16 protein-coding genes and 1 pseudogene are annotated in these 25,761 nt (G+C 71.5%); 12 read left to right on the top strand and 5 right to left on the bottom strand.

The features are described from left to right. The first annotated feature begins 605 nt into the window (after window positions 1-605). The 6 genes from WME82_RS01350 (at window position 606) to WME82_RS01375 (ending at window position 8,740) form a co-directional block, all read left to right on the top strand. Window positions 606-1,502, top strand: coding sequence for an SGNH/GDSL hydrolase family protein (locus tag WME82_RS01350; protein ID WP_438041346.1), 897 nt, complete (start codon window positions 606-608; stop codon window positions 1,500-1,502). Between the two features lie 122 nt (window positions 1,503-1,624). Beyond that, window positions 1,625-1,780, top strand: a complete 156-nt coding sequence (locus tag WME82_RS01355) for a hypothetical protein (protein WP_438041347.1) — start codon at window positions 1,625-1,627, stop codon at window positions 1,778-1,780. 33 nt (window positions 1,781-1,813) lie between these two features. Then, entirely contained in the window at window positions 1,814-4,471 is a 2,658-nt protein-coding gene (gene tssI / locus WME82_RS01360; protein ID WP_438041348.1) for a type VI secretion system tip protein TssI/VgrG, read from the top strand. 47 nt (window positions 4,472-4,518) lie between these two features. Continuing rightward, complete coding sequence (locus WME82_RS01365) at window positions 4,519-6,615, top strand: hypothetical protein (RefSeq protein ID WP_438041349.1); 2,097 nt, start codon at window positions 4,519-4,521, stop codon at window positions 6,613-6,615. Window positions 6,616-6,842: 227 nt separating this feature from the next. Continuing rightward, window positions 6,843-8,162, top strand: coding sequence for a tetratricopeptide repeat protein (locus WME82_RS01370; protein ID WP_438041350.1), 1,320 nt, complete (start codon window positions 6,843-6,845; stop codon window positions 8,160-8,162). Continuing rightward, window positions 8,159-8,740: a hypothetical protein gene (locus tag WME82_RS01375; protein WP_438041351.1), complete on the top strand. Its 582-nt coding sequence runs from the start codon at window positions 8,159-8,161 to the stop codon at window positions 8,738-8,740. The genes WME82_RS01370 and WME82_RS01375 overlap by 4 nt, the downstream gene beginning before the upstream one ends. A 91-nt stretch (window positions 8,741-8,831) precedes the next feature. Here the strand turns inward: WME82_RS01375 and WME82_RS01380 are convergent, their stop codons facing one another. Then, window positions 8,832-9,422 (bottom strand): Uma2 family endonuclease, encoded by a 591-nt coding sequence (locus WME82_RS01380; RefSeq protein WP_438041352.1) that lies wholly within the window; start codon window positions 9,420-9,422, stop codon window positions 8,832-8,834. Between the two features lie 80 nt (window positions 9,423-9,502). Continuing rightward, window positions 9,503-10,195 carry a DNA-binding protein gene (locus WME82_RS01385; RefSeq protein WP_438041353.1) on the bottom strand — a complete coding sequence of 231 codons (693 nt, stop codon included), beginning with the start codon at window positions 10,193-10,195 and terminating at the stop codon, window positions 9,503-9,505. 400 nt (window positions 10,196-10,595) lie between these two features. Here WME82_RS01385 and WME82_RS01390 point away from each other — a divergent pair, with 400 nt between their 5' ends. The 3 genes from WME82_RS01390 (at window position 10,596) to WME82_RS01400 (ending at window position 14,516) form a co-directional block, all read left to right on the top strand. Next, window positions 10,596-12,101 (top strand): RNA polymerase sigma factor, encoded by a 1,506-nt coding sequence (locus WME82_RS01390; RefSeq protein WP_438041354.1) that lies wholly within the window; start codon window positions 10,596-10,598, stop codon window positions 12,099-12,101. A 17-nt stretch (window positions 12,102-12,118) separates the two neighbouring features. Further along, window positions 12,119-13,234, top strand: coding sequence for a hypothetical protein (locus WME82_RS01395; protein WP_438041355.1), 1,116 nt, complete (start codon window positions 12,119-12,121; stop codon window positions 13,232-13,234). A 151-nt stretch (window positions 13,235-13,385) separates the two neighbouring features. Beyond that, window positions 13,386-14,516 (top strand): hypothetical protein, encoded by a 1,131-nt coding sequence (locus tag WME82_RS01400; protein ID WP_438041356.1) that lies wholly within the window; start codon window positions 13,386-13,388, stop codon window positions 14,514-14,516. A gap of 54 nt (window positions 14,517-14,570) precedes the next feature. Here WME82_RS01400 and WME82_RS01405 read toward each other — a convergent pair whose 3' ends face one another. Then, on the bottom strand, window positions 14,571-16,124 hold the full coding sequence (locus WME82_RS01405; protein WP_438041357.1) for an ATP-binding protein: 1,554 nt from the start codon (window positions 16,122-16,124) through the stop codon (window positions 14,571-14,573). 495 nt (window positions 16,125-16,619) lie between these two features. Between WME82_RS01405 and WME82_RS01410 the strand changes: the two are divergent. Beyond that, window positions 16,620-17,027 (top strand): annotated as a pseudogene (locus WME82_RS01410) (transposase); the annotation flags it as partial. A gap of 213 nt (window positions 17,028-17,240) precedes the next feature. Beyond that, window positions 17,241-18,536 carry a hypothetical protein gene (locus WME82_RS01415; protein WP_438041358.1) on the top strand — a complete coding sequence of 432 codons (1,296 nt, stop codon included), beginning with the start codon at window positions 17,241-17,243 and terminating at the stop codon, window positions 18,534-18,536. Between the two features lie 82 nt (window positions 18,537-18,618). On the opposite strand, the gene WME82_RS01420 is transcribed toward WME82_RS01415, so the two are convergent. Both WME82_RS01420 and WME82_RS01425 read right to left on the bottom strand, forming a co-directional pair. Continuing rightward, window positions 18,619-19,695 carry a hypothetical protein gene (locus WME82_RS01420; RefSeq protein WP_438041359.1) on the bottom strand — a complete coding sequence of 359 codons (1,077 nt, stop codon included), beginning with the start codon at window positions 19,693-19,695 and terminating at the stop codon, window positions 18,619-18,621. Window positions 19,696-19,705: 10 nt separating this feature from the next. After that, window positions 19,706-21,589, bottom strand: coding sequence for a serine/threonine protein kinase (locus WME82_RS01425; RefSeq protein ID WP_438041360.1), 1,884 nt, complete (start codon window positions 21,587-21,589; stop codon window positions 19,706-19,708). A 528-nt stretch (window positions 21,590-22,117) separates the two neighbouring features. On the opposite strand from WME82_RS01425, the gene WME82_RS01430 reads away from it, so the two are divergent. Further along, window positions 22,118-25,525, top strand: a complete 3,408-nt coding sequence (locus tag WME82_RS01430; protein ID WP_438041361.1) for a DUF2126 domain-containing protein — start codon at window positions 22,118-22,120, stop codon at window positions 25,523-25,525. The last annotated feature ends 236 nt before the right edge of the window (window positions 25,526-25,761 follow it).

The raw sequence follows: 25,761 nt of genomic DNA on the forward strand, positions 1-25,761 counted from the left end.
CGTTCTTGGGCCTTTTCGTCCACCGCGCATCCCCGAGCGCCAGCCCGCGTTGGTGGCCCGCGCGGTTCTACTTTTCGTGATCCGGCCGGCTCGTCCTAGCCTCCTCGCCTCGTTGGCGTCCCCACGTCCAAGGGCTACTGCTTCGTAATCGTTCGCGGATCGATTCAATGAATGCAACAATTCGCGTGCTTGCAAGACTGAGCGAGCATATGAAGACAACCGTTGCTGGCACTCGCAAGTGCCCGAGGTTGGTCAGGAATGCGATCCAGCCCGTGAACGGTTACACTGCTTCCTCCTGACCAACGTGCCCCGCAAGACGCACGGCCCGCATCAGGTAGGTGATCTCTAATGCGTCCGCTGGGAGAGCGAAGCTGCAGTTCTCGATGCCGGGCACCGGATGGGCGACCGTCGTCGCGCCGTGAGATTGCCATAGGCTGCCCGATCGTCGATTCCGACTGCCGTCGTTTCAGTTGACAACGCCGTAGCCTTCGGCGTTACCATCCTCCGGCATGAAGCCGCTCACATCCTGGCCGGTTGTGGCCGGGCTCGTCGTCATCGCTCTCGGCTGCAGCGGCGGCGGCGCGGGCGCCGGCGGAGCGGGCGAAGTGGGCCCCGGCGGCGGCGCAGGCGGAACGAGCGACGGTGGCGGCACGGACGGCGCTGTCGCAGGCACCGGCGGAACGACCTCTGCGGCCGGCACCGGTGGATCGCTCGCGGGAACGGGCGGTGGCGGGGATGGCGGCGGCGCGGCGGCCGGCGGCAGCGGCGGCGACTCGGGCGCGCAGGGGGGCGCCGGCGGCGGCGCGGGCTCGACCTATCGGCCCTGCCCGACCGACGGTACGGCGTGCAAGATCATGCCGTTCGGCGACTCTATCACCGACGGATACAACGGGGACACGCCGGGCGGCTATCGCGTCGAGCTGTTCCGGCTCGCGCACGCGGCGGGCAAGAACATCACGTTCGTCGGTTCGGGATCGAACGGACCGAACACCGTTGGCGGCGTGGCGTTCCCGCACAACCACGAGGGCCACAGCGGCTGGACGATCGCCCCCGCCGGCGGAAGGAGCGGCATCTCGACGCTGGTGTCGACCGTCATGCCGCAATACAAGCCCGACATCGTGCTCTTGATGATTGGAACCAACGACGCGATCGACAATTACGACATGCCCAACGCCCCCGAACGTCTGGGCGCGTTGATTGACAGCATCTACGCGCAGCTCCCCAATGTTTTCATCGTGGTGGCGGCGCCCGTCCCGTCGCGCGGCGACGCGAGCAAGGGGGACGACACCGCGCTCAGCGCGCGCATCAAGACCTACGACGGCGCCATTCCGGCGGTGGTGAAGGCCCGCGCGGACGCAGGCCGACACATCATCTCCGTCGACATGTACACGCCCTTCAATCCGAACAAGACCACGTTACTCGAAGATCAATGGCACCCCAACCTCCAGGGCTACGTGCTGCTGGGCGGGCAGTGGTACGCGGCGTTGCAGCCTCTGCTCTGACGGCGCGGTCGCTCAAGGGAGGCGCGCGGAGCCTGACGCCCGGCGCGGCATGTGCAGGCTCGACCAGGGGGTAGGTAATCTTAGAACGCCTAACAAAACCGGACCGAGCCAGGCGGCGGAGGGTGGGTGTAGCGCTAGACGGCGGCGCCGGCTGCCCCGCGCACGGGCGCTCGGGGGAGCACGGCACCTCGGCCGGCGTCAACGCGCTCTTCTTGCGGGGCAGGCGCTGCCTGCAGCGGCGGGGCTCGCGGGGCGCGCTGGCGCTCCGCCGGCGTTGACGCCGCTCGACCGGCCGCCGAACATCCGCTCCCGTGCAGGCGCCCTCGCCCTCGGCCCTCTTCCAGCTCCTCCTCGACGCGCCCGGGACACCCGATCTGGAGGTCGTGCGCTTTCGAGGGATCGAGAGGCTCTCACGCTGCTTTTCCTTCGATGTCACCGCGCGGCTCGACGCCGGGGCGATCGATGAGGCGACCCTTGCCGCGACGCTGATGGAGCGGCCTGCGTCCCTGCGCGTGCCCACCTCGGCGACCGAGGCGCGCGCGGTGACCGGCGTCATCACCCGGGTGAGCGTCGAGGGCGCCGACGGCGACGGGCGCGCCGTCATCCGCGTGCGCATCGAGCCGCGGCTCGCCCTCCTCGGCGAGGGGCGGCAGAGCCGGATCTTCCAGGAACAACCCCTCTCGGGCGTCCTTGGCGCGGTGCTCACCGAGGCGGGGCTGTCCCACCGCTTCTCCCTCGCCGCGCCCCGGCCCCCGCGCGTCTACTGCGTCCAGCACCAGGAGAGCGATCTCGCCTTCATCACCAGGCTCTGCGCGGAGGACGGCGTCTTCTTCTGGTTCGAGCCGCCCGACGGCGGCAACCCGGCGGCGTCCGAGGTGATCGTCTTCGCCGATTCCCCCGGGGCCTATGCGCAGATCGCCGGCGATCCCACGCTCGCCTACCGCCAGGCGACCGGCGCCGCCGCGCTTGCTCCCGAGGAGCGGCACGTGACGCGGTTCGTGCGGAGGCAGGCCAAGGCGCCGCGCGGCGCGCGCGTGAAGGGCTTCGACTTCGCGCGGCCTGCGCTCGATCTCGGCGGGACCCGAGGGGAGGCGATCCGGGCGCGCACGACGTACGAGCACCACGATCACGACGAGAGGATCGACGCCGGCGCCGAGCGGGCGCAGATCGTGCTGGAGCAGGCCCGGGCCCGCGCGGATCTCGGCGAGGGCGCGTCGTGGTGCCGGCGGCTCGCGCCGGGGCACAGGTGCTCGCTGGAGGGCCACGACGTCGCCGCGCTCAACGGGCGCTACGTGCTGACCCGGGTCGAGCACGAGGGCCACAACGCGCACCTCTCGGGCAGCGACGGGCCGAGCTACGAGGCGCGCTTCCGCTGCGCGCCCGAGGCCGTGCCGGTGAGGCCCCCGGCGCCCCGCGCGTCGGTGCGGCAGGCGCTCGAGACCGCGACCGTCGTCGGACCGCCCGGCGAGGAGATCCACACCGACGCGCTCGGCCGCGTGAAGGTGCAGTTTCACTGGGACCTCGACGGCGCGCGCGACGACAGGAGCTCGTGCTGGCTCCGCGTCGCGACGCCGTGGGCGGGCGCGGGCTGGGGCTTCCAGTTCGTGCCTCGCGTGGGGATGGAGGTCCTCGTCGGCTTCCTCGGCGGCGATCTCGACCGCCCCGTCGTCGTGGGCGCGCTCCACAACGGCCTCCACGCGCCGACGCACCGGCTGCCGCGCTCGCGCTCGCGGAGCGGCATCCGCACGCAGTCGACGCCGGGCGGCGGCGGATACAACGAGATCGCCTTCGAGGATCGGGCCGGCGGCGAGCAGGTGGTGATCCGCGCCCAGCGCGATCTCGACGCCTCGATCGAGAACGACGCCACGGAGACCGTCGGCCGCGACAAGACCCTCAACGTCGCGGGGAAGCAGGTCATCCGCGTCGAGGGCGACCGCGACGATCACGTCACGGGGGCGCTCGTCGAGGTCGTCGAGGGCGGCGCGTCGAGGAGCTGCGGCGGCGACGCACGCGGCCGCACCACCGGCAGCGTCGCGGAGGAGATCCTCCAGAACCGGAGCGTCGAGGTGCACGGCACGGACACGGCCACGCTCCACGGCGGCTCGACGACCGTGGTGGGCGGCCCGCACGTGCTCCGTGTCGACGCCGAGCACACGCTGCTCGTGGGCGAGGGCCGCGACGACGGCCAGGCCGAGGTCTCGGTGTCACACAAGTACCTGCTCTCCTCGGGCAGCGTGATCCGCGTCCGCGCCGAGGACTCGATCGTGCTCGAGTCGGGCCAGAGCTCGATCGAGGTCACGCCGAAGGGCGTCGTCATCCGGGCGAGATCGATCGAGATCGTGGGCTCGGAGCGCGCGTCGCTGTCCGGCCCGGGCCCGGCGGTGCGGCTCGCGAGCGACGCGGAGATCGTGTCGAAGGTCGTCAAGATCTACGGCGAGGAGGCCTCGATCGAGCTCGGCAAGAAGGCGAGCGTGAAGGGCGAGCAGGTGCTCCTCAACTGCGACGAGGGCGCGCCCGAGCCGCCGGAGGACGGCGAGGCGCCGCCCGGGACGAAGAGGTTCAGCATCCGGCTGACCGACGAGAGGTTCGAGCCCTACGCCGGCAAGCGGTTCAAGATGGTGTGCGAGGGCCTGAAGCTCGACGGCGAGACGGGCGGCGACGGATCCATCGAGGCGGACGTGCCGGAGGCGGCGAGGACGGCGGAGATCATGCTGTGGCTCGGCGCGTTCCCCACGGGGCAGGTGCGGCGCTACTCGATCCAGATCGAGGACCTGCCGGCGCCGACGTCGATCGCCGGAGCGCAGATCCGGCTCAAGAACCTCGGTTATTACCGGGGCGCGGGCAAGGGGGAGATCGACGACGAGACGCGCGCCTCGCTGCGGAGGTTCCAGAGCGACCACGCGCTGGAGCCGACGGGGGAGCTCGACGGGGCGACCGCCGGGTCGATCGTCGAGCGGCACGGGAGCTGACGCGACGCCAAGGGAGAGAAGAGACGATGCCTGCTCCGAGCGCACCGATGGGAGTCAAGGTCCCCGCAGGCGGCCCTGGCCACGCCTCGCCGCCAGCCGCGTTCGAGGCCGAGCCGCCGCGGCTCACGACGTGCCTCAACATGACGCCCGTCGACTACCCCGACGGGACCACGGGCGCGCCGGAGTTCCCGGCGCACGAGCTGGATCTCACCGACGCGACGAGCATCGAGCAGATCCTCGCCCACATCGACGCGCGGATCCACGCCCCTCTCGACGACGCGTGGGCCGGCCCGCCGGGCACGGACGGCGAGGACGAGTGGGTCGACGACCCCGCCGAGGAGGCCTGGGCCAAGGCGCTCAGCGAGGCGATGTTCGGCCAGCGGTACGGGGGGCCGGGGCAGTGCTACTTCGGCGATTCGAAGTGGGACTCGTTCATCTTCTCGCGGATGCAGAAGACGTCGATCGACTACATGAGCCAGGACGTATGGGGGCTGCGGAAGAAGGCGACGGCGCCGGCGACCTGGCTCGAGGTTCAGATCTTCAAGAAGCAGCTCGAAAAGAGGAACACGGATCTCGTCGCGATGATGACCGACAACGACGACCCGGCCATCTCGATCTGCTGTGCGTGCGAGCACAACGCGACGTATGGAACCATCACGCGCGGGTTCACGCTCGAGCAGCACATGAACGGCGCCTGTTGGGCAGCCGGACAGAACCCCGGTCGCCCCATCTTCGACGCCCAGCAATTTCCGGGCGGCAGGTGGTACCCGACCAAGGAGGCGACGCTCGACGTCGCTGCTGGCCTGGAGAAGACTCCACCGATCGGCCCTGGGACCATTTATTGTTACAATCCGTTCGGCGACAACAAGATGGTGACTGGCTATGTCCCTATCGCCTGGGTCGTGACCGATGCGCAGGGGCGCCCGACGGTCGACCAGAAGCATGCGGACCACGTGCTCAACGATCTACCTGAGAAGCACTCGAAGCACGACGCGCCAAAACGGATGGTGACGAGCAGCGCCGACCAGCAGTCGAAGATCGACACACTGCTCTATTCACCCTCCGCGCCGACCTCCGAGGCAGAAGCAGAGAACATGTATGTGGGCGTCACCCTGCCCGCCACAGGGCAGCGCAAGGGCTCGCACATCTTCTTCGTGCTCCGCGTGAGCAAGGACGAGAAGCGGATCCAGAAGTTCGACACGAGCAACGGCTACCCGCTCGACAAACATGCAGGTGACACCGTGATGGACCCGCTCGGCAAGGAGGGGATCTACGATGGCATCTCCCTCACCACAGCTCCTCCTGGCAACGTCTTCTGCGGGATGGGCGTGCTGCCCGAGGCCCCCGTGGCGCTCGACGTCATGGCGGCGCACATCCGCCGCGCGCGCCCCATCGGCCTCATGCGGCTCGTGATCGCGGAGCGCCGCCCTGGGCGCGAGCTCAGCGACCGACACGTGCTGTTCGTCAGCAAGCTCATGCGGATGTACGATGACAAGGACCAGAATTTCTGGGTGAGCAAGTGCGCGTGGTCGCTGCGCAACACCCCCGGGTTCACCAGCATCCAGCCCTGGTGGATCATCTACATCCCGCGCATGGAGCTCGCGAGGATGATGTGGACCAAGGGCGCGCGGAGCCGGAAGCTCTCGGAGATGGCGCGCGACGTGTCCGTCATCCGCCGCATGAAGTTCGACAGGGAGCAGGCGAAGAAGACGAAGAAGGATCCCCCGCCCGCGCCGGGGCTCCGCTACGGCGAGGACTACGTGGCGCAGATCGTCCTCACGAACGATGACCGAGGAGGCGCGCTCTACTGGAGCCGGGCTCGGTCGGAGCTCAGCTTCGGGGTGACGAACGAGCAGATCCAGGGCAACCCGCTGCCGAACGCGATCAAGGACAGCGTGACGCCCGTGGCGCGGCAGGGGCGCGATCCCAAGCTCGAGGTGCCCTGGAACGGCGAGCGCTTCGACGACCGTTACAGCGACATCGACATCGCGATTCCATCGCTGTTCCGCGACGGCGAGGACACGAGGACGGCCGCCGAGCAGGACTCCATGCCCATCGCGACCGACGACGAGCACGCCAACGCACTCAGGGTGTGCATGATCGACGACGAGCCCAAGGAACCCGGCATCGTGGAGCTTGTATGAGAGCGCTTGCAACAGCGCTGTCCTCCGGACTCCTCACCTTGCTCGGGTGCTCAGGAGCGCCGTCGACGACGCCGGCGCCCGCGGTGTCGCGAACGGCCGCGCCTCCCGTCACAGCGGCTGCGCCACCCACCGCGAGCGCGTTGCGAGCAGCTCCTACGGACTGCACGAGATCCGATCCTTTCGAAAAGTGCAAATGGGCCTGCGACCAGGGCGCGCTGCGGAGCTGCGTGCGGGTCGGGGACATCTACCGACAGACGGATCCGAAGCAGGGGGCGATCGCGCTCGAGGCGGCGTGCAATGGCGGAGAGCAGAGCGGGTGCGACCGGCTCGCGGCGCTTTACCTCGGGGACTCGCTCGAGATCGACTACCCGCGCGCGGCTGAGCTCTACGGAAGGGCCTGTGACGGCGGATACCTGCCGGCGTGCGGTCATCTCGCTCAGCTCCGCTTCCGGAGCGAGCCGGGCGTCGAGGCGCGAACCGATGAGGAGCGAACCGCCGCGGTCAAGCTCCTGGAGCGGGCCTGCGAGGCCAAGGACGGCGACGCCTGCGGCTTCCTGGGCGCCGTCCATTTCGTACCCATCCATGGGACGAAGAACCAGGCTAGGGGGAGCGAGCTTTTGGCAGAAGGCTGCTCCCTCGACAGCGAGTGGAGCTGCAAGCATGCCACCGAGATGTGGCGGACCGCCGATCTCACCGCGCTCGGGAACATCAAGGAGCACGAGCGCACGGCGCGGATCGAAGGGTTCGTGAAGCGCCAGCAGAAGCTCCGGCAGGCAGCGTGCGAGGACACAGGCCTCTTCTGCAACGTGCTCGAGGGGGTGCGCGCGAGCACGGCGAGGGCGCGCCTCGGCGAGCTCTGCCGGACGCGCAACCACCTCGCATCGTGCAACGACCTGGCGTTCATGCTCGAGCGAGGAGAGCAGGGAGACAAGGACTTCGCTGGCGCAGCGCCCCTGTTCGAGATCGCTTGCAAGGGCGGCATCGGAGGCGCGTGCTACGAGCTCGCCGCGCTCCACAAGTTCGGGAGCGGCGTGGCGAAGGACCTGCGCAAGAGCTTCTCGCTCATGGAGCGAAGCTGCGCGCTCGGCTTCGCGCAGGGGTGCGACGTCCTCGGCTCGATGTACCTCGACGCGGAGGGCACGGAGCGCGACGTCTCCCGCTCGATCGCCGTCCGCCGGCGGGCCTGCGGCTGGCACGACAGCAATGCATGCCGTACCCTCGGTGTCTGGCTCATCTCCCACGACGGCGAGGAGGTACGGGAGGGAGAAGGGATGCGCGAAGGCGCCGAGCGTCTCCGCGAGGCATGCAATGGCGATAGCAGCCCGAGCTGCCTCGATTACGCCCTGCTCCACGACAAGGGCTGGGGCGTGCCCAGGGACCCGAAGAAGGCGCGCGAGACCGCGCAGCTCGCGTGCGATCGAGGCGATCGCGAGGCGTGCGGGTGGCTGAAGAACCCCGCGCTCCACACCCCGAGATGGGTGAAGGAGCGCGAGCAGCGGCTGGCGAAGCGCAAGGCGCGCGGCGCCGCGGCCGAGGAGCCGAGATGAGCGCGGCAGAGCGAGGGCGGCAGGCAGGGGGCGCGCACCAGCGCGAACCCCAGATCGAGGGGCTCACGATCGAGCGCTACGCGGAGGTGATGGCCTATCGCCGCCACTTCCCCGCGGCGCGCGCGACCGAGGTGCTGCTCCGGCTCGGCATCCAGCCGGCGCGCTGGGAAGCGGCGACGCGCGGCTGGGGCACGGCGATGAGCAGCGCGCTCGCCCGCGACGAGCCGGAGATCCTGACGCGCTTCGCGAAGGCCCTCGCGACCCAGGAGCGGCGACTTCGCGAGTTCCCGCCGCGCATCGAGTCGCTCGGCGAGCCCGTGGCCCAGCAGGGGGACATCGACGGCGCGCGCGCGTTCGAGGGCGAGCGCGCGGCGGAGCGGCCGTCGTACCTGCGCGACGAGGCCGCGAGCGCGCCCCGGGAGGCCGCGAGCGCGCCGCGGCCCGCTCCGCCCGCCGAGCCGGCGCCCAGCGCGCTGCGGAACCTCCACGGGACCGCGGAGATAAGCCGGTTCGTCCCCCGGCCCGCGCTGCCCTTCCAGGAGCTCGATCCGGCGCGCGGGCCCAGCAAGAAGCGCTGATCCCAAGATGGACCCTGTACCGCCTGGGCCAGGAGTACGACCGAGCGCTGCTCGGTCCATGCCGGCTCGGACAAATCAGCGCGGCTGCAGGTCACCTCGCCCAGAGGACCGAGAGATCGAGCTCGATGGCGTCGAAGGGCTCGGCGCGGACGCGGGCGGCGTCGCGGTGGACGACGGCGGGCCCCCAGCCGCGATCCGCGCCGAGCACGTAGACCTCCAGCGTCCGGGCGATCGGGTCGACCAGCCACGCGTGCCGCACGCCCTCGCGTGCGTAGATCGGCATCTTGTCGTCGCGGTCGACGCCCTCCGTCGAAGGGGAAAGCACCTCGCAGATCCAGTCCGGGGCGAGCGCGAAATACGCCGTGTCGGGCATCTCGGGCATGCGTTCGCGGCGCCAGCCGGTGAGATCGGGCACGAGCGCGTCGAGCTCGCCCGGCGCGTCCGGGTCGGGGAAGCGCAGCTCGGGCTCGTCGATGATGTGCCAGCCGCCGGGCCCTCCGTCGCCCAGGTCGAACGGTCCGCCCAGCTTGATGCCCAGCCTGGACGACGCCCGTGCATGTCGCGGTGCCGGCCGGGGGAACACGTGCAGGGTGCCGCTGACGAGCTCTGCCACCTGGTGCGACGGAACGGCTTCGAGGTCGGCGTACGTGGCGCGGCGCTGTTTGTCGGCGGCTTGGCCCATAGGGGCCAGGTCTGCCCGGGGGCGCACAGCGGGGCAAGGCGGTAAGGCGCAGGGTCGGGTCGGCGCGCCGGCCGGCTCGCTCATTGCGCCACGAGGTCTCCTGTCGAGCGCGGCGCGACCTCGTAGGTCGTCTCGTATTGCGCGGCGAGGCCGGTCACCGTGATGTCCTGATCGATCGCGAGCGACGCCGTGTCGATGACAGGTTGCCCGTCCACGATATGCACGAAGACCTGGATCTCGCCCGAGCCGTCGTCGATGTACACCTTGAAGCCGTAGGGCTGGTCGTCCTCCACGGCCTTGGTCACGCTGCCGCTCACGCGCACCAGCAGGCCCTCGACGGGCTCTCTGACCTCTCCTGTCGTCACGTCCTTCGGTTCCACGGAGCCGGTCCCATCGAGCTCCGTGACGGAGGCCGCCTCGGCGTTGAGCACCGTCTGCTGGGCCGTCTGCCCGAGCTTCCCCGTGACGCGCACCCTGGTGCCGAGGCCGACATCGAGCGCCTCGGGCAGGCTCACGTAGATGCCCCCGGTGCTGTCCTGCAGGGCGAAGCCCTGCTCGCCGGTAGCCGAATTGAATGTGCCGGGCGCGACGGTCACGACACCGTCGACCGTCGCCGTGGAGCCTTCGGCCAGGCCGCGGGCTTCGGAAATGGCGACCACGACCTCCTCGTCCGGAGCAGGCGACTCTTCGTCAGAGCTGCAGGCCGTCGTCGCGAGGACGCAGGTGGTGATGGCGATCGAGACGATGCTGCGAGTCGAAACGGTCTTGCGCATTCCCCGTCCCTAGCCGTGCTGTCGCCCAGGGACAAGACATGGCCCGGAGCGCTGGATCTCGGTATACCGCCTTCGCCTCGTCGTCATTGCGCGACCTGCTGAGCCGCGCGTTCCGTCTCGCCTGTCATCAACGCGGATCCGCGTGAACCACGACGTGGAACGAGCCGGCGGAGGAGGCGAGCCCGAGCGACGTTCCCCCTCGCTCTTGAAGCGCTGCTCGGGAGCACGCCGGTGCCGCGGGGCGACGTTCGCCGGATCAGCCAGGGATCAGGCGCGCAGGCGCGTAACCCGGGCTCCGATCCTCGTACAGCTGGGGGCTCGGTGGCGGTTCCGCCTCGCCCCTTGGCACCAGCCCCCGTCGATTCTGTGACGATCCCAAGAATCCCCCGCAATTCTAAGCATGAGCCCTCTCTCTCCCCTCCCGCCTCCTCCCGCCGACCTCGTCCAGCACAGCACCTGGACGTCGATGCACGCGACCGCTGTTCACGTGCTCCCGGGGATGCTCCGCTACCTCGGCGTGGTCGAGGACGACATCGACGACCTCTCCCAGGAGGTCCTCCTGGGCGCCTACACGAGCCTCCCCCGGTACAACCCCGCCTATCCCGCCGCAGCACCCAGCTCTGCCTCACTGCCGCCGGTCGCCTCGCCGTTTCTCCAGGACTTCGTGTTGACCCTGCCCGCTGCCGCCGCGGACACCGGCCAGGAGCAGCAGGAGCAGGACGACCCGGCGTCGCTCCCGCTGCCGGCGCCGCGCAATCCCCCTCGGTCATCGCGCCCGCACGGCCTCGGCCCGCGCTGGCGAGCCGAGTCCAGCTGGCTCTTCGGGATCGCCTGGCGAAAGGTCCGGCGCCATCTGGAGCGCAACTACCGGCGCCTCGAGGTGCCGGTGGGCCTCGCGGACGAGGCGTTCTTCGAGGGCGCCGACGTCGCGCCGAGCAGCGAGCAGCGCATCGCCACGAACCAGCGGATCGCGATCGCGACCCGCCTGCTGGCGACGATCGCGCCCGAACGGCGCGCCATCCTGATCATGGCCGACATGGTCGAGATCCCGTTACGCGAGATCGCGCGCTCCCTCGAGCTCAACGAGAACACCGCTTCAAGTCGGCTGCGCCTCGCGCGCGAAGACTTCCGTGCCGCCGTGAAGCGGCTGCGCCCCGAGGAGCAGCGCGCGCTTCGGTCCGGCCTGCTCATGGTCCCGCTCTTCTCCCTCGTCTCCTCGCGCTCCGCCGCGTCGCCGGCCGTCCACTCCGGCGCCTCCGCCATCGTCGAGACGAACGCGCCCGCGACCCGCCCCGAGCTGCCGAGCGATCTCGGGCCCCAGGACCTCGCAGATCGACCCGGGCGCGCAGCTCGCCTCGCGCGCCCGCTCGCCAGATTCATCCGCCCGGCGCTGGTGTGGGCGACGGCAGGCGTCGGCGTCGCCGTGCTGTTCGCCGCGCTCGCGCCAGCGCCGGCCCTCTGGGCCCACCGCCTGGGCCCGATCGCAACACCGCTCCTCCTCTCGCGTGCCGTCCACCCCGATGCGCGACCGGAGACCGGTCCCGGTGGGCGATCGCGCTCCGATGCGCCGCGAGCCGATGCGATCTCGGACAAGGAAGCTCCACCCCCTCGTGCGCCCACGGCCGCGCCGGCAAGTGCCTTCCGCCAGCGCAAGCGCACCGCGCCGGAGCAGCACGCTCCCTCCGCCCAGGATCGAGAGCCGCTCGCCGACGAGCTGCGGCTGCTCGACGCCGCCAGGCAGGCGCTGTTGCAAGGCGACAGGGCGATCGCGCTGGAGCGCATCGCCGCCCACGAGCGACGGTTTCCCGAGGGGCAGCTCAAGTTGATGCGCGAGCGCTTGCGAATGAAGGCGGCGGCGGCGCGGGCGACGCCGGCCGGCGGCGCGGCGGGGCAGAAGCTTCCGTGACCGCGCGGAGGAGGCACGTGCACCGGACATCGCGCGGCGAGAGCGCGAGCATGAAGCGGGCGGCCCACGCAGCCCTCGCCTCGATCGCCGCGGCCGCGATCTCCGTCGTTGGGGTCACACCGGTCCGGGCCGAGCCCATGGCCACGCCGCTCCGGGTGCGGATCGAGTTCATCCGCGGGCCAGGCGCCGAGGATTGCCCGGACGAGCAGTTCCTGCGCGCGGAGACGGCCCGGGCGATGGGAGGGGTCGACCCCTATGATGCGGAGGCTCCGTTCACGATGACGGCGTCCATCGAGCGCCGGCGCGGCAAGCTCGCTGCCTCGCTGTTCCTCCGGGATGACGACGGTCACGGACGCTGGGCCGACGGGTTCAGCGCGCGCGACGACTGCAAGGTCCTCGTCACCGCCATGGCCCTGTCCATCGCCTTGCTGCTCGACGACGCCACCGAGCTCCCCGCACCACCGGTCGCACCGGCGAAATCCGCTTCGCCGTCCGCGCCGCCCGAGGAGCCCTGCTCACCGGAACGGCCTTGCCCGCCGAAGCCGGCCCCTGCGCCGCCATCACCCCCGCGCACGGCGTCGCCCGTGCGCGGGGCCCCCCGGAGCCGCGTGTCGCCGGTTGTGGGGGAGGGCTTCCGCTGGCTGGCAGGCCTGGACGCGGTGACGGGCCTCGGGATGACGCCCGGCGTTGCCATCGGCCCGGCATTGTCCATCGGAGGACGCTGGCCAGCGTGGTCGGTTGCGCTGGAAATCCGCGGGCTCGCCTCGCTATCGCAAGAGATCGAGAAGGTGCCCATGGCAGCGTCGCTTTTCATGACGAACGCTGCGGTGTGCCTGCATCGCCACGTTCTGTTCGCCTGTGGAGCCGTGGAGCTCGGCATGCTTCGTGTCACGCCGGAGGTCCCGCTCGGCGCGGCATCGTTCCTTCACCTCCGTGTTGGGCTCGGTGGTCGGATCGGCATCGACTGGCCTTTCTCGAAAGGCCTCTCTGCACGGGGGCACTTAGGCGTGGCTCCCACCCTGGTCGGCGCCGCGATCGACCGTCGTCCGAACGACCGGATGTCCGACAGTTCGCTCTGGACCTCACCCGACATCGCCGGCACGCTTGGGTTCGGCCTCCAGGCGAACCTGTGAGCGAGCCGGCGGCGGAAGGGGGGCGGGACGAAGCGATTCGTGCTCGAGTACTATGAGAAATTATCCCTCAAACTTGTAATGGTTGACCGTGAAGCTATCTGTCGAATCTTTGCGTTGTGCCGAAGATACGCGTCTGAGTAGGCTCTCTGCTATGCGCGTTCCCCGCCTTCTCCTGCCGTCGTTGCTGCTGGTGATTGCCTGCAATCAAGAACCGATCGTCATCACCGGCCCTTGTACGCCCGGAGAAATTGAGCATCAGCTGCACGGCTGCGGACAGCCGCCCGACACCGGAACGGGCGGTGCCGGCGGCCAGGGTGGCGCCGGTGGCGACGCCAGCGCCGGCGGCCAGGGCGGCACCGGCGGCGACATGCACAGCTCGCTGTGCTCCGGCCAGTGCACTCCGCCTGCGCCGCTCGGCTGGTTTGGCCCGGCGCTGCTCTGGTTCGGCCCACCCGAGGCCGTCCCCGACTGCCCCGCCGACGCGCCCACGCTCGGCTACGAAGGCTTCGCCGATCTCCAGCAGCCGCCGATGGACTGCGCGATCTGCGCGTGCGACCCGCCCGAGGCCTCGTGCGCGCTCCCCACCGGCTGGGCCGCATCCTCGTCCGCCTCGTGCCCCGGCGATGAGCCGGGCGCCGTGATGACCTCCTTTGCCGCGCCCGACGGCTGGGACGGCGCGTGCACCGCGGCGAACCCGATCCCCGAAGATCAGCTCTGCGACGGCGAGGCCTGCGTGCAGTCGCTCACGATCGCGGCGCCCTCGATCACGACCGGCGCGTGCGCGCCGCGCCTCGACGCCCCGCTGCCTGTCCCCAGGCTCGATCCGTGGGCGACGCGGGCCAGGGCGTGCCTCGCCGGCGCCTACACCGCGTGCGAGGACGCGACGACATGCGTGCCAGCGGCGCCGTCGGGCTTCCTGACGTGCGTCTACCACGAGGGCGACGACGCCGGCTGTCCGGAGGGGTACGCCGTCAGGCATGTCTTCTTCGAGGACGTGATCGACGGCCGCGAGTGCACCCCGTGCGGCTGCGGCGATCCGACCGGCGCCTCGTGCACCCTCATGGCGTCCGTGTTCCGCGATGCCGCCTGCACGGACCTGCTCGCGTCGAACCTCGTCAGCTCAAGCGTCCCGTTCTGCGTCGTGACGCCTCCCGGCGCAGGCCTGGGGAGCAAGTCGGCCGTGATCGCGGATGTCGAGCCGGGCGCGTGCCCGCCGCACGGTGGCGAGCCCGTGGGCGAGCTCCAGGCGAGCGCGCCATCCACCTTCTGCTGCACGGCCTGACTGGCTCCTTCCCGGAAGCCCTTTTGCACGAGCAGATCGCGTCCGCGCCGCCCCTCAGCGCATCTCCGCCCCCGCCCTCCGCGGCAGCCGCGCCGTGAACGTCGTCCCCCGCTCCGCCTGGCTCGCCACCTCGATCGTCCCGCCGTGCGCCCGCGCGATCTGATGCGCGATGAACAGCCCGAGCCCCAGCCCACGCCCCGCGCTCGCTCGCCCCTCCGCGGGCGACGCCTGCTGCCACGGCTCGAACAGCGTCGCCAGCCGCTCCGGCGCGATCTCCGGGCCCTTGTTGTGCACCTCGATCAGCACGTCGCCCCCGCGCGGCCGGATCGCCACCCGCACGGCGCTCCCGGGCTCGGCGTGGTCGACCGCGTTCTGCACCAGGTTCGTCACCATCTGGGCGATCCGCTCGGGATCCCACAGCCCCGCGCCGCTCCCCCGCAGATCGAGCCGGATCGGCACCCCCGCGCGCGTCGCCCGGAGCTCGTCGATCGCCCCCTTGCAGAGGACATGGAGGTTCCCCGGCCTCCGCGCGATCGGGATGCTGTCGCCGAAGCAGCTCCGGGTCAGGTCGAGCAGGTCGTCGATCGTCCGCGCCATGCGGCGCGCGCTCGCCGCGATGCCCTCGACGCTCGTCGCCTGGCGCGGCGTCAGGTTGCCGTGGCGCACCAGCGTGCTCGACGCCAGCGTGACCGCCGTGAGCGGCGTGCGCAGGTAATGGCTGAGCGCGGCCAGGAATCGATCGCGAAACGCGAGATCGTCCAGCCGCGCAGCCTCCGCCCGCTTGCGATCGGAGATGTCGATCGCCGTGCCGATCATCCGGACGCTGCGCCCGGTCGCGTCGAAGAAGGTGCGCCCCTGCACGCAGACCCAGCGCTCGATCCCGTCGCGGATCCCCACGAGGCGGTACTCGATGCTGTACTCGCCGCCGCTCTCCTGGGCCTGCGAGCGCAGCACGGCCTCCTGCACGCGCGCGCGATCGTCCGGGTGGATCGCCGAAAGGAAGAGCTCGTAATCGACGGCCGACGCCGGCTCCAGCCCGCACACCTCGCGGCAGCGGTCGTCCCAGCGCAGCTTGCCGGTCACCGTGTCGTAATCCCAGACGCCGACGCCGCCGGCCTGCGTCGCGAGCCGCAGGCGCGCGCCGCTGTCCTCGAGCGCGGCGCGCGTCGCCCGCTCGATCTCGAGGGCGCTCGTCCACATGCTCGCGTCCACCAGCGCGTGGAGGACCTGCGCTTCCCCCACCCCGAGCGCGATGCCCTGGGCGACGCACTCCTCGAGCAGCGCGGCCCGGAGGTGCGATAGCTCCCGCAGCGCCGCCTCGATGCAGCGGCCCCGCGTGACGCAGCGGCGCGCGTGGTCCTCGACCCGCTCGTACGCGCCGCGGAGCGCCGCGTCCTCGCCGGCGAGCCGGCTCGCCGCGAGCGCCTCGATGAGGTGCTCGAGCAGCGCCGGCGCCGCGTCGACGAGCACCGGGCGCTCGCCCCGCCGCGGCGCCGGCGCCCTGGGATCGTCGAGCACCCGGCGCGTCCAGCGATCGAGCACGTCGCGCTTGCAGCTGCGGAGCCGGGAGGCAGCGGAGGTCTTTGCTAGGGGGCCGGCGTCATCCATCGATACAAAGCGAGCGCTCGCCGGCGCGGATGTCACGTGAGGACACCCCCTGATTGGCGCGTAAGTGACCGTCACCGGGCGCGACGTCTCCGCCCTCGGCCCGCCGGCGCATAAGGCCCCGGCCGATCGGCGTCTGCCGCGCCCCGGCGCTAGCACCACTGTGTCACGACCGGGCGGGATGAGCCGAAGCTGCCTCAGGAATCTCCCGGAAAGCGGGAGCCTTTCTGCGGACCGGAGCGTGCCGCCCGATGGGCGCGACGCAGCCTGCAGTACCGTGGAGTACACGATGGACGCTGCCGCTCACCGGCGGCTGGACGCCTACTTCTCGGACATCGGGGCCATCCTGGCCCATCCGCTGCGGCGCGAGGCGTTGGCGATCTACGCGATGGGGCTGCTCGGCGAGGCGGAGCGCAAGAGCATCGAGCCGCTCGCTGCCCGAGCCTGCCGACTTCGAATTGTACCTAGCTCGGAGCTGGGCCGAGGAGCCGGCGCGACGCCCGCATTCCTGCGGCCGTGCAGTACAAGAGCAAGATCGACTTCGCGCTCGGCATGCTCGAGCGCGCCGTGCGCGAGGGGATCCCCGGCGACATCGTGCTCGCCGACTCTTTCTACGGCAACGCCCATGAGCTCCGGGAGACTGTGCGCCTGCTCGGGCTCGACTACGCCGTGGGGATCGATGCCCGTCGCCGAGGCGCAGGACCTCGATCCCGGTCGGGCGGAGCTCCGGTGCGCCATGACATGTCACGTGACATCGCCCCGGTGCGCCATGACATGTCACGTGACATCGCCCCGGTGCGCCGTGACATCTCGTGGCTCCTCTGCCATCTGAGCCGGCTGACACCGCGGCGGCGGCCCGCGAGGTCTCTCCCCGGGCGCCATGGGCTGGCGGAAAAGCAGATGTAGGCGCCTGGTACGTACGTTGCTTTGCGTTCCAGCGCTCTCGGAAGGGCGACGCCATCTCGACGACTCATCCACGCACAGAAGAGGTGGTGTTTGCTCCGCGGCTCGCGGTGCCATGGCTCCGACGGCGAGGCGCTCCGGCCGTAGGCAGAGGAGAAGGCGTGTGCTCATCCATCCGGGTCAGTCCCGTCGGGGGACGACGGCGAGGTACTGAGAATGATGAAGATCGATAGGCTCTGGTTCGCCATGCTCGCGGCGGCGCTCGCTGGCTGTGCCTCCGAGACCGGGGAGCTCGAAGGCCCCGGCGCGCTGGGCACGGAGGAGCTGCTCACGTCCGAGTCCCCCCTGACCAGCGGCTTCGCCGGGCAGCTGTCCAACCTCGTCGCTCGCTGGAGGCTGAACGGAACCACCATCTGCTCCGCGGTGGTCATCCCGGACTCCGTCGGCCCCACGATCGATACAGGCTGGGCCATTACGGCCAGCCATTGCGTCGTGGATACGGATCCGACCCTCTACTCGGTGGTCACCAACAACGGCTTCCCCTCGAACGTCGACAAGCTCTACTGGCATCCGATTGCCGAATCGAACCTCGGCACCGTCAACAACTACGGCTCGGTCGACATCGTGTTCGCTCGCCTCGCGGGCCCCTCGCCCTTGATCGCTGACGTGAGCTTCCAGATGCTCCGAGCGAACAGGGACGTGTTCCAGGAGAGCGCGAGGATGAACGGGACCTGGACGTTCTCGAGGGACACCGGGCACGTCTCGCCGGACCCGACGTACGAATCTCGGATCCTGGTGGACGGCATCACGTCTGAACCGGGCGACTCCGGCGGCCCCATCTGGTACAGCGCAGACCCGAACAACGGAAGCACCCTCGAGGGAATTCACCTAGGGAGCGGCCATGCGATCCACACGTCCAGCTTCGGCGAGTGGCTCCTGAACGCGATGGCATGCGGGCCGTTCGACACGAGCGAGCCCGACACCGGCTTCTGCACCCCCCAGTGCAAGTGCGGCGCCGGAGAGGGAGACTGCGACTCCGACGCCGATTGCAAGGCCGGGCTCGTCTGTGGCCAGAACATCGGCGACCTCGTGGGCCTGCCCGCCAGCTACGACCTGTGCGTCGAGCCTGGTACCCGCCAGTCGAGCAGCACGAGCGGGTACTGCGCCTCGGTCGGCGGCTGCCAGCTCTACGAGGGGGACTGCGACACGCACGACGACTGCCGGGATGACCTGGTCTGCCGCCCGGACGTCGGGTTCGCCATCGGCGAGCCCAACTGGGTCGACGTGTGCGATCTGCCGCGAATGCCAGGCACCAAGGCCTACAACGACAGCAAGGATCCAGTCTCGGGCAGGTGCACGGTGGATGAGCCGTGCGCGCTCGGGGACGGCGATTGCAATCCCAGCAATCACGCGACATGCCGCGGCAACCTGAAGTGCAAGGAGAACGTCGGCCAGCAGTTCGGCTTCCCGGGCAACGACGTCGACGTCTGCGTCCACCCGGACTTCTACTAGCTCTGCTGTCCGGGAGGCGGGGGTTCCAGACGCACGCCACCAGCAGGCCCACGTTCGCGGATAGGAAACCTGGCGGGCGGAACTAGAACGCGCCCAGCACCCCGACCCCGCCGCCCTCCGGGCCGATGAGCGGCACGATGCGCGCGTGCGCCCGCGCTGGCGAGCCCTGCCGTGCCCCCGCGGCGCTCGCGCCCTCCGCCCTCGATGGGCCCGAGGTCAGCACGAGGACCGCCCCCGCGGCGAGCGCGGCGACGCCCACGCCGACGCCGATCGTGGACACGAGCGCCTTGGTCTCCGCCGCGTTGATTTCTTTGCGACCTTCCGGCGTACACCGCTTCTCCGGACAGAGCGCTTCGTCCTTTTCCGCGTCGCTCGCTTGCCCCGCGGCGAGGATGCCGAACACCGCGCCGACGCCGAGCACTGCCACGCCGGCGCCCCCGATCACGAAGCCCGCGGTCTGCAGGCCGCGCCCGCCGCTGCGGCCGCCGACGGTGCCGCCGGCTGGCGGCGCCTGCGGCCCGGCGGGCTTGCTCGTGGGCGCCACCGGCAGGAGCTTCGGGATGGCGATCGCCTTCAGATCGGCGCTCTCGCCGACCTGGACGGTCGTCGACCAGACCGTGTAGCCGCTCGCCGTCGCCTCGACCTCGTGCGCCCCAGGATCGATCGGGATCGGCGTGCCGAGCGCGGCCGCGGGGATGTCGCCGCCGTCGACGCGGACCAGAAGGCCGGGCGTGTTCTCCGCGTTGAGCTGGATCTTCGAGAGCCTCGGCTCCAGGGCGTCGATGTGCTCCTGCGCGAACGCCTCCCGCGCGGCGTTGCCCTCCTTCTTCGAGGCGAAGAGCGCCTCCTTGAACTGCCCCCACGCCGTCGCCGTCTTGCCGAGCCCCTCGTTGCACAGGGCCAGGTTGAGCAGCGTCCCCGTGCCGGGCCGCAGGCGCTGGCTCTCGGCCAGCTTGGGGCACGCCTGCGCGTACGACTTCGCCTCCATCAGGCGGCGCCCCTCCTCGAACAACGTCTGGGCGAGCGTCGGATCGCCGCCCGCGCCCTGCGCCGCGGCGCCCGAGGGCGCGAGCAGGGCGGCCGAGGCGAGCACGACCGCGGCGAGGGCGAGGCGGGCGCGACGGATCGCGCGGGGGGCATGGACTGTCGAGGGGATCATGGCTGTGGGCTCAGTGCGGATCGTTCAGGTCGATGCCCTTCGGAGGGCGCTGCGTCGTCGTGGCTTGCGACGGGCGGGCGGCCGGCGTGGTGCGTCCCGCAGGCGCGCCGCCCCGGGCGGCGGTGGGTGCCGTCCTCGGCGACGCCGCGGGGGAGCTCGCGGCCGCCGCGGCGTTCGGCGCGGGGGCGCTCGCGGTCGCGGAGGCGCTCGCCGCCGCTGCGTCAGCCGTGGTCGCCGCGTCGGCTGCCGCCCCTGTCGGTCGGATCGTCGGCCCGTCCGGCGTCGTCGTCCCGGCGGCAGGCGCGGGCTGCTCGGGGGTCGGCGCCGGCGCCGGCGCGGCGGTCTCCGTCGCGCTCACGGCGACCGTCGGCGCCGCCGCCGTGCCCTCCGTCCCGTCGGCGCCGCCCCGGCGGAGCATGTAGACGCTGCCGACGATGAGCCCCAGGAGGAGGGTCGCGGAGATCAGCGCGATCGCGAGGATCGCGGAAGGGGAGACCGATAGCCCAGGGATCCGACGCCCGTCCGACGAGATCCCGAGGTGGGTCGACGACGCGAAGGTCGCGGCGGCGCGGGAGCTCATCGGCGCGCTGTACGGACCGGGGATGATGTGCTGCTGCGGCGTGGGCGCCGGGAAGCCGTTCGGCGGGATCGGGCTCGGCCTGCCGTCCTCGGCAGGGCGAGGCCCGAAGGCGCCGTTGCCCGGCGACGGGGAGTGCGAAAACGGCGACGATGGATGGGGGTAAGGCGTCGAGGCGTGGGCGACGGGCGACGGCGCCTGCGAGAACGGCGTCCCGTGGGGGAGCGGCGTCGGCGGGCGCGGCTGCGCGGTGTCGTGCTGCCAGGCGGGATGCGAGGTGGGCCCCGGCCACGACGGCTCGCGAGCAGCCGGGCCAGGGATCCTCGAGTCCACCCCAGCGAGCGACGGCTGTGACGCGCGCTGGCCGCCGGGGATCGCGGCGTGCAGCGACAGGCCGCCCATGCGCGCGATCCGGGCCAGGGTCGTGTACGTGCGCGCGGGCGCGAACGGCGCGAGCGACACGATGAGCTCGGCGACCGACGCATGCCGGTGCTCGCGCTCGCGGGCGTACGCCTTCTCCAGCACGGCCGCGAGCGCGGCGGGCACGTCGGGGCGGATCTCCCGCAGCGGCGTCGGCGTGCCTGTCAGCACCTCCGCGCAGAGCTGCGGCAGGGTCTCCGCGAAGTACGGCTGCCTGCCGGCGAGCAGCTCGTAGAGCGAGACGCCGAGCGCATAGATGTCCGTCCGGTGATCCACCGAGCGCGTCTGCCGCATCTGCTCCGGCGACATGTACAGGGCCGAGCCCAGCGCCGCGTCCGTGCCCGTCAGGACGTCGACCGCGCCGGTCGCCATCTTGGAGATGCCGAAGTCGAGCACCTTGACGAGCGGCGAGCCGTCGACGCGCGTCGTCAGGAACAGGTTCGCCGGCTTGAGATCGCGGTGGACGATGCCGAGCCCGTGGGCCTCGACGATCGCCTCGCTGCCCTGCGCGATGTAATCGATCGCGTCCTCGATGCCGAGCACGCCTTGATCGCGGAGCAGGCGCGCCAGGTCGCTCCCGATCAGGAACTCCATGACCATGTAGGGAGCGCCGTTCTCGAGCGTGCCGACGTCCGAAACACGGGCGACGTGCTCGCTCTTGATCTTCATGCCGGCCTTCGCCTCGCGGAGGAAGCGGGCCGACCCCTCCGGGTGCTCGGTGAACGCGGGGAGCAGGAACTTCAGGGCGACCCGCTCGTCGAGCACGATGTGGCGGGCCTCGACGACCACACCCATGCCGCCCTGGCCGATGACCCGCTCCACGCGGTACTTGCCGGCGAGCACCGTCCCCGGCTCGACCGGGGGCAGCGAGGGCTGTTTCGTCTCCGAACCCGACACTGCCGGCGATGATCACCGCTTCGCCCTCGGACGGCAAGCGCGGGCGGCGCCGGTGTCGGGGCGCGGCGTGGCGAGGCGGACAGAACGGCGCCAAAGGCGCCGCAGCACGCTGTTTTTGTGCCGCCGCACGGTCGCCTCGTCACGCGGCTCGCGCCGTCGCCAGGCCGCGTCGCTGTGCGGTAGCTCCGTCATACGCTCGCGTCGCTGTGCGGTAGCTCCGTCATACGCTCGCGCCGCCGTGCGGTCGCGTTGCGCCACGATCGCCGTCGGACGCTCGTGGTATCGCGTCCGCGCGCCGCGGTGCGCTCGCGTTCACGCACCGCCACGCGCTCGCGCCGCGACGCGCTCGCCCGCCGCATGCCCGCGCGCTCGCCCGCCGCACGCTCGCGCCCACGCGCCGCCACGCCGTCGATCCCTGGCCGAATCGTCCTCGAAACGATCTCGCACCGCCCTTCACGCGCGTCACGGAAGGCGAGACGGAAGGGGGCACTTCTGGTTGGATAGGGCCACCCCCGGAGACAAACCACCGTGCGCCTGCTCATCCAGCACCGGACCCGTTACAATTATCCCCGCCCCGCCTCGCTCGGCCCGCAGCTCATCCGGCTGCGGCCCGCGACGCACGCGAAGGCGAAGATCGAGTCGTACAGCCTGAAGATCGACCCGCCGATCGCGGCGCGCTGGCAGCAGGACCCGTATGGCAACCACGTCGCGCGGGTGCTCTTGCCCGCGGGCGAGCGCGTCCCTCACTTCGACGTCCTGGTCGAGCTCGCGGTCAGCGTGCGCCCCGTGAACCCGTTCGACTTCTTCCTCGACGAGCGCGCGAAGGAGGTCCCGTTCGCGTATCCGGCCGAGCTCAAGCAGGACCTGGCCCCCTTTCTCGACAGCGCCGACCCCTCGTTCGCCCGCGGTCCGCTGCTCGACGAGTTCCTCGCCGGGCTACCCTCGAAGGGCGACACCGTGTCGCTCCTCGTCGCGCTGAACACCGCCGTGAACCGGCGCATCAAGTACGTCATCCGCGAGGAGGCCGGCATCTGGACGCCGGAGGAGACGCTCGCGCAAGGGCGCGGCAGCTGCCGCGACTCGGCGGTGCTGCTCATCGCGGCGCTCCGGTCGCGCGGGCTCGCCGCGCGCTTCGTGAGCGGCTACCTCGTGCAGCTCACGGACGAGGGGATGATCCCCGACCAGCCGCGCGGCGTGAGCCGCGACGTCGTCGACCTGCACGCGTGGGCCGAGGTCTACCTCCCGGGCGCAGGCTGGATCGGCCTCGACGCGACGAGCGGCCTGCTCTGCGGCGAAGGCCACATCCCGCTCGCCTGCACCGCCTCGCCCGCGCTCGCGGCGCCGGTCGAGGGCACGAGCGACACGCGCGCGACCGACGTGACCTTCGAGATGAAGGTCGGGCGGCTCGGCCACGAGCCGAGGCCCACCACGCCCTACGAGGAGCCCGTGTGGCAGGAGCTCCTGTCCGTGGCGGATCGCGCGGACGAGCGGCTCGCCGCCGCGGGCTTCTCCCTGACGATGGGCGGCGAGCCGACGTTCAACTCGCGCGAGTACCCGGATGCGCCCGAGTGGTGCGAGGGCGCGCTCGGCCCGACGAAGTGGTCGCAAGGGCTCCGGCTCGCGCACGAGCTCCGGCGCCGGATCACGCCGGGCGGCGTCCTGCTGCTCCGCGCCGGCAAGCACTACCCCGGCGAGAGCCTGCCCCGCTGGGCGCTCGAGATCATCGGCCGGCGCGACGGCGTCCCGATCTGGACCGAGATGTCCCAGGCGCGCCACGCCGATCCGGCGACCAGCGCGTCGCGCGGGCGCGGCGTCGAGCTCTCGCGGAAGTTCGCCGACGCGCTCGCGGCGCGGCTCGGGCTGGCCGACTTCCTGATGCCGGCCCTCGAGGACCCCTGGCGCCACCTCCAGGACGAGGCGAGCCTGCCCACCGACGTCGACCCGCTCAAGGCGAACCTCGACGACCCGGAGGAGCGGCGGCGCCTCGCGCGGGTCCTCGATCGCGGGCTCGGGCGCGAGGTCGGCTTCGTCCTGCCCCTCGCGCGCCAGTGGGGGTCGTGGATCAGCGAGCGCTGGGGCTTCCGGCGCGGGCACCTCTTCCTGCTCCCGGGCGACAGCTCCATCGGCCTGCGCCTCCCGCTCCGCTCGCTCGTCGCGGTGGCCCCGCCGCCGCCGATCGAGGAGCTCGTGTCGCCGCAGGACCCGCGGCGCGGCGAGCCCGAGGCCGACGAGGAGGAAGAGAGACAGCGCCGCGTCCAGCTCCTGGACGGCGACGGCGACCCGGAGCACGCCGAGACGGCGCGCGCGCGCGCGGCCCAGCGGCACGCCCCCGAGGACAAGCGCGCCCAGCGCGCCGCGCCCGCCGCGGGGCGATCGGGCTACGGCGTGCGCACGGCGCTCTGCGTCGAGACGCGCGACGGCATCGTCCATGTCTTCCTGCCGCCGCTCCTCTCGCCGGCCGACTTCTTCGATCTCATCGCCGCGATCGACGCGACCCGGCAGGAGACGGGCATCGACGTGCTGCTCGAGGGGTACCCGCCCCCGGCCGGCGCCAACGTGCTTCGTTTCTCGGTGACGCCGGACCCGGGCGTGCTCGAGGTGAACCTGCCGCCCTCCGACGGGGTGCGCGCGTACGCGTCGCTCCTCGAGACGGTGTTCGACGCGTCGCTCCACACCGGCCTGCACTGCGAAAAATACCTGGTCGACGGGCGCATGGCGGGGAGCGGGGGCGGCCATCACCTCACGTTCGGCGGCCCGACGCCGCTCTCGAGCCCCTTCCTGCGCCGGCCGGATCTCCTGGCCAGCCTGCTCACGTTCAACCAGCACCACCCGTCGCTCTCGTACATGTTCGCCGGCCTCTTCGTCGGCCCGACGTCGCAGGCGCCGCGCGTGGACGAGGCGCGCCACGAGAACCTCTACGAGCTGGAGATCGCGCTCTCGCGCGCGTTCGAGCGCCGGCAGAACGAGCCGGCGTGGCTCTCGGACCTCCTGTTCCGCCACCTGCTCGTGGACATGACGGGCAACACGCACCGCGCCGAGGTGAGCATCGACAAGCTGTTCGATCCGCAGACGGCGCACGGCCGGCAGGGGCTCATCGAGCTGCGCGCCTTCGAGATGCCGCCGCACTTCCGGATGGCGGTCGCCCAGGCGCTCCTCGTCCGCACGCTCCTCGCCTCGTTCGCCGAGGAGCCGTACTCGGGCCGGCTCGTGCGCTGGGGCCAGGCGCTGCACGACCGCTTCCTCCTGCCGTACTACCTGTGGCGCGACTTCGAGGACGTGCTCGATCACCTGAAGCAGCGCGGGCTCGCCCTGCCCGCGGACGCGTACCGGCCGTTCATCGAGCTGCGCTGCCCGGTGGTGGGCACGCTGCACGCCGGCGACGTGGTGCTGGAGGTGCGCAACGCGATCGAGCCGTGGAACGTGCTCGGCGAGGAGCTGACGACGACGGGCACGTCGCGCTACGTGGACTCGTCGATGGAGCGCATCGAGGTGCGCGTGCAGGGGCTCACGCCGGAGCGCCACACGGTGCTCGTGAACGGCCACGTGCTGCCGCTCCGGCCGACGGGGACATCGGGCGAGCACGTGGGCGGCGTGCGGTTCCGCGCCTGGGCGCCGCCGCACAGCCTGCACGCGCACATCGGCATCCACCACCCGGTCCACATCGACATCCTGGACACGTGGGGCAAGCGCTCGATCGGCGCGTGCGCCTATCACGTGTGGCACCCCGAGGGCCGCGCCTTCGACGGCGCGCCGCTCACGCGGTTCGAGGCGTCGGCGCGGCGCGCGCAGCGGTTCACGATCGAGGGGCCGACGCCCTGGCCGGTGACCGCGAAGCAGGCGATCGCGCACGGGGACGCGCCCTACACGCTGGATCTGCGGCGCTACGCCGTGGACCGGCCGCCGCCCAAGCCGCAGAAGGCCGAGGACGAGGGGTGAGCCGCGGGGCCGCGCTCCGGTGAGACCCTGAGCGGCCGGAGGCTCAGCTGGACGGAGGTTCGGCGCTCACGGTCGAGCCGGGTGTGACACTTTGGCCCAGCGCGCACGCCCGCGCGCTGCGCGGGAAATCCCGGCGCCCATCGCGCCGAGCGCCGCCATGGCCTCCTCCGCTGTGGCGATTTGCCTTCTCGCGGGATCCCCCACGTCCGCCGGCCGGGGCGCTCGGGTGACCCGGA

The sequence above is a fragment of the Sorangium sp. So ce128 genome (assembly GCF_051525245.1).
GTDB classification, from domain to species: domain Bacteria; phylum Myxococcota_A; class Polyangia; order Polyangiales; family Polyangiaceae; genus Sorangium; species Sorangium cellulosum_B.

What these genes read in the sequence shown, in the direction of transcription:
- WME82_RS01380 (WP_438041352.1), bottom strand. Translation starts at nt 9,422, where the DNA reads ATGGGCCAAGCCGCCGACAAACAGCGCCGCGCCACGTACGCCGACCTC.
- WME82_RS01400 (WP_438041356.1), top strand. Translation starts at nt 13,386, where the DNA reads ATGCGCGTTCCCCGCCTTCTCCTGCCGTCGTTGCTGCTGGTGATTGCC.
- WME82_RS01385 (WP_438041353.1), bottom strand. Translation starts at nt 10,195, where the DNA reads ATGCGCAAGACCGTTTCGACTCGCAGCATCGTCTCGATCGCCATCACC.
- WME82_RS01365 (WP_438041349.1), top strand. Translation starts at nt 4,519, where the DNA reads ATGGGAGTCAAGGTCCCCGCAGGCGGCCCTGGCCACGCCTCGCCGCCA.
- WME82_RS01390 (WP_438041354.1), top strand. Translation starts at nt 10,596, where the DNA reads ATGAGCCCTCTCTCTCCCCTCCCGCCTCCTCCCGCCGACCTCGTCCAG.
- WME82_RS01415 (WP_438041358.1), top strand. Translation starts at nt 17,241, where the DNA reads ATGATGAAGATCGATAGGCTCTGGTTCGCCATGCTCGCGGCGGCGCTC.
- WME82_RS01420 (WP_438041359.1), bottom strand. Translation starts at nt 19,695, where the DNA reads ATGATCCCCTCGACAGTCCATGCCCCCCGCGCGATCCGTCGCGCCCGC.
- WME82_RS01405 (WP_438041357.1), bottom strand. Translation starts at nt 16,124, where the DNA reads ATGGATGACGCCGGCCCCCTAGCAAAGACCTCCGCTGCCTCCCGGCTC.
- WME82_RS01375 (WP_438041351.1), top strand. Translation starts at nt 8,159, where the DNA reads ATGAGCGCGGCAGAGCGAGGGCGGCAGGCAGGGGGCGCGCACCAGCGC.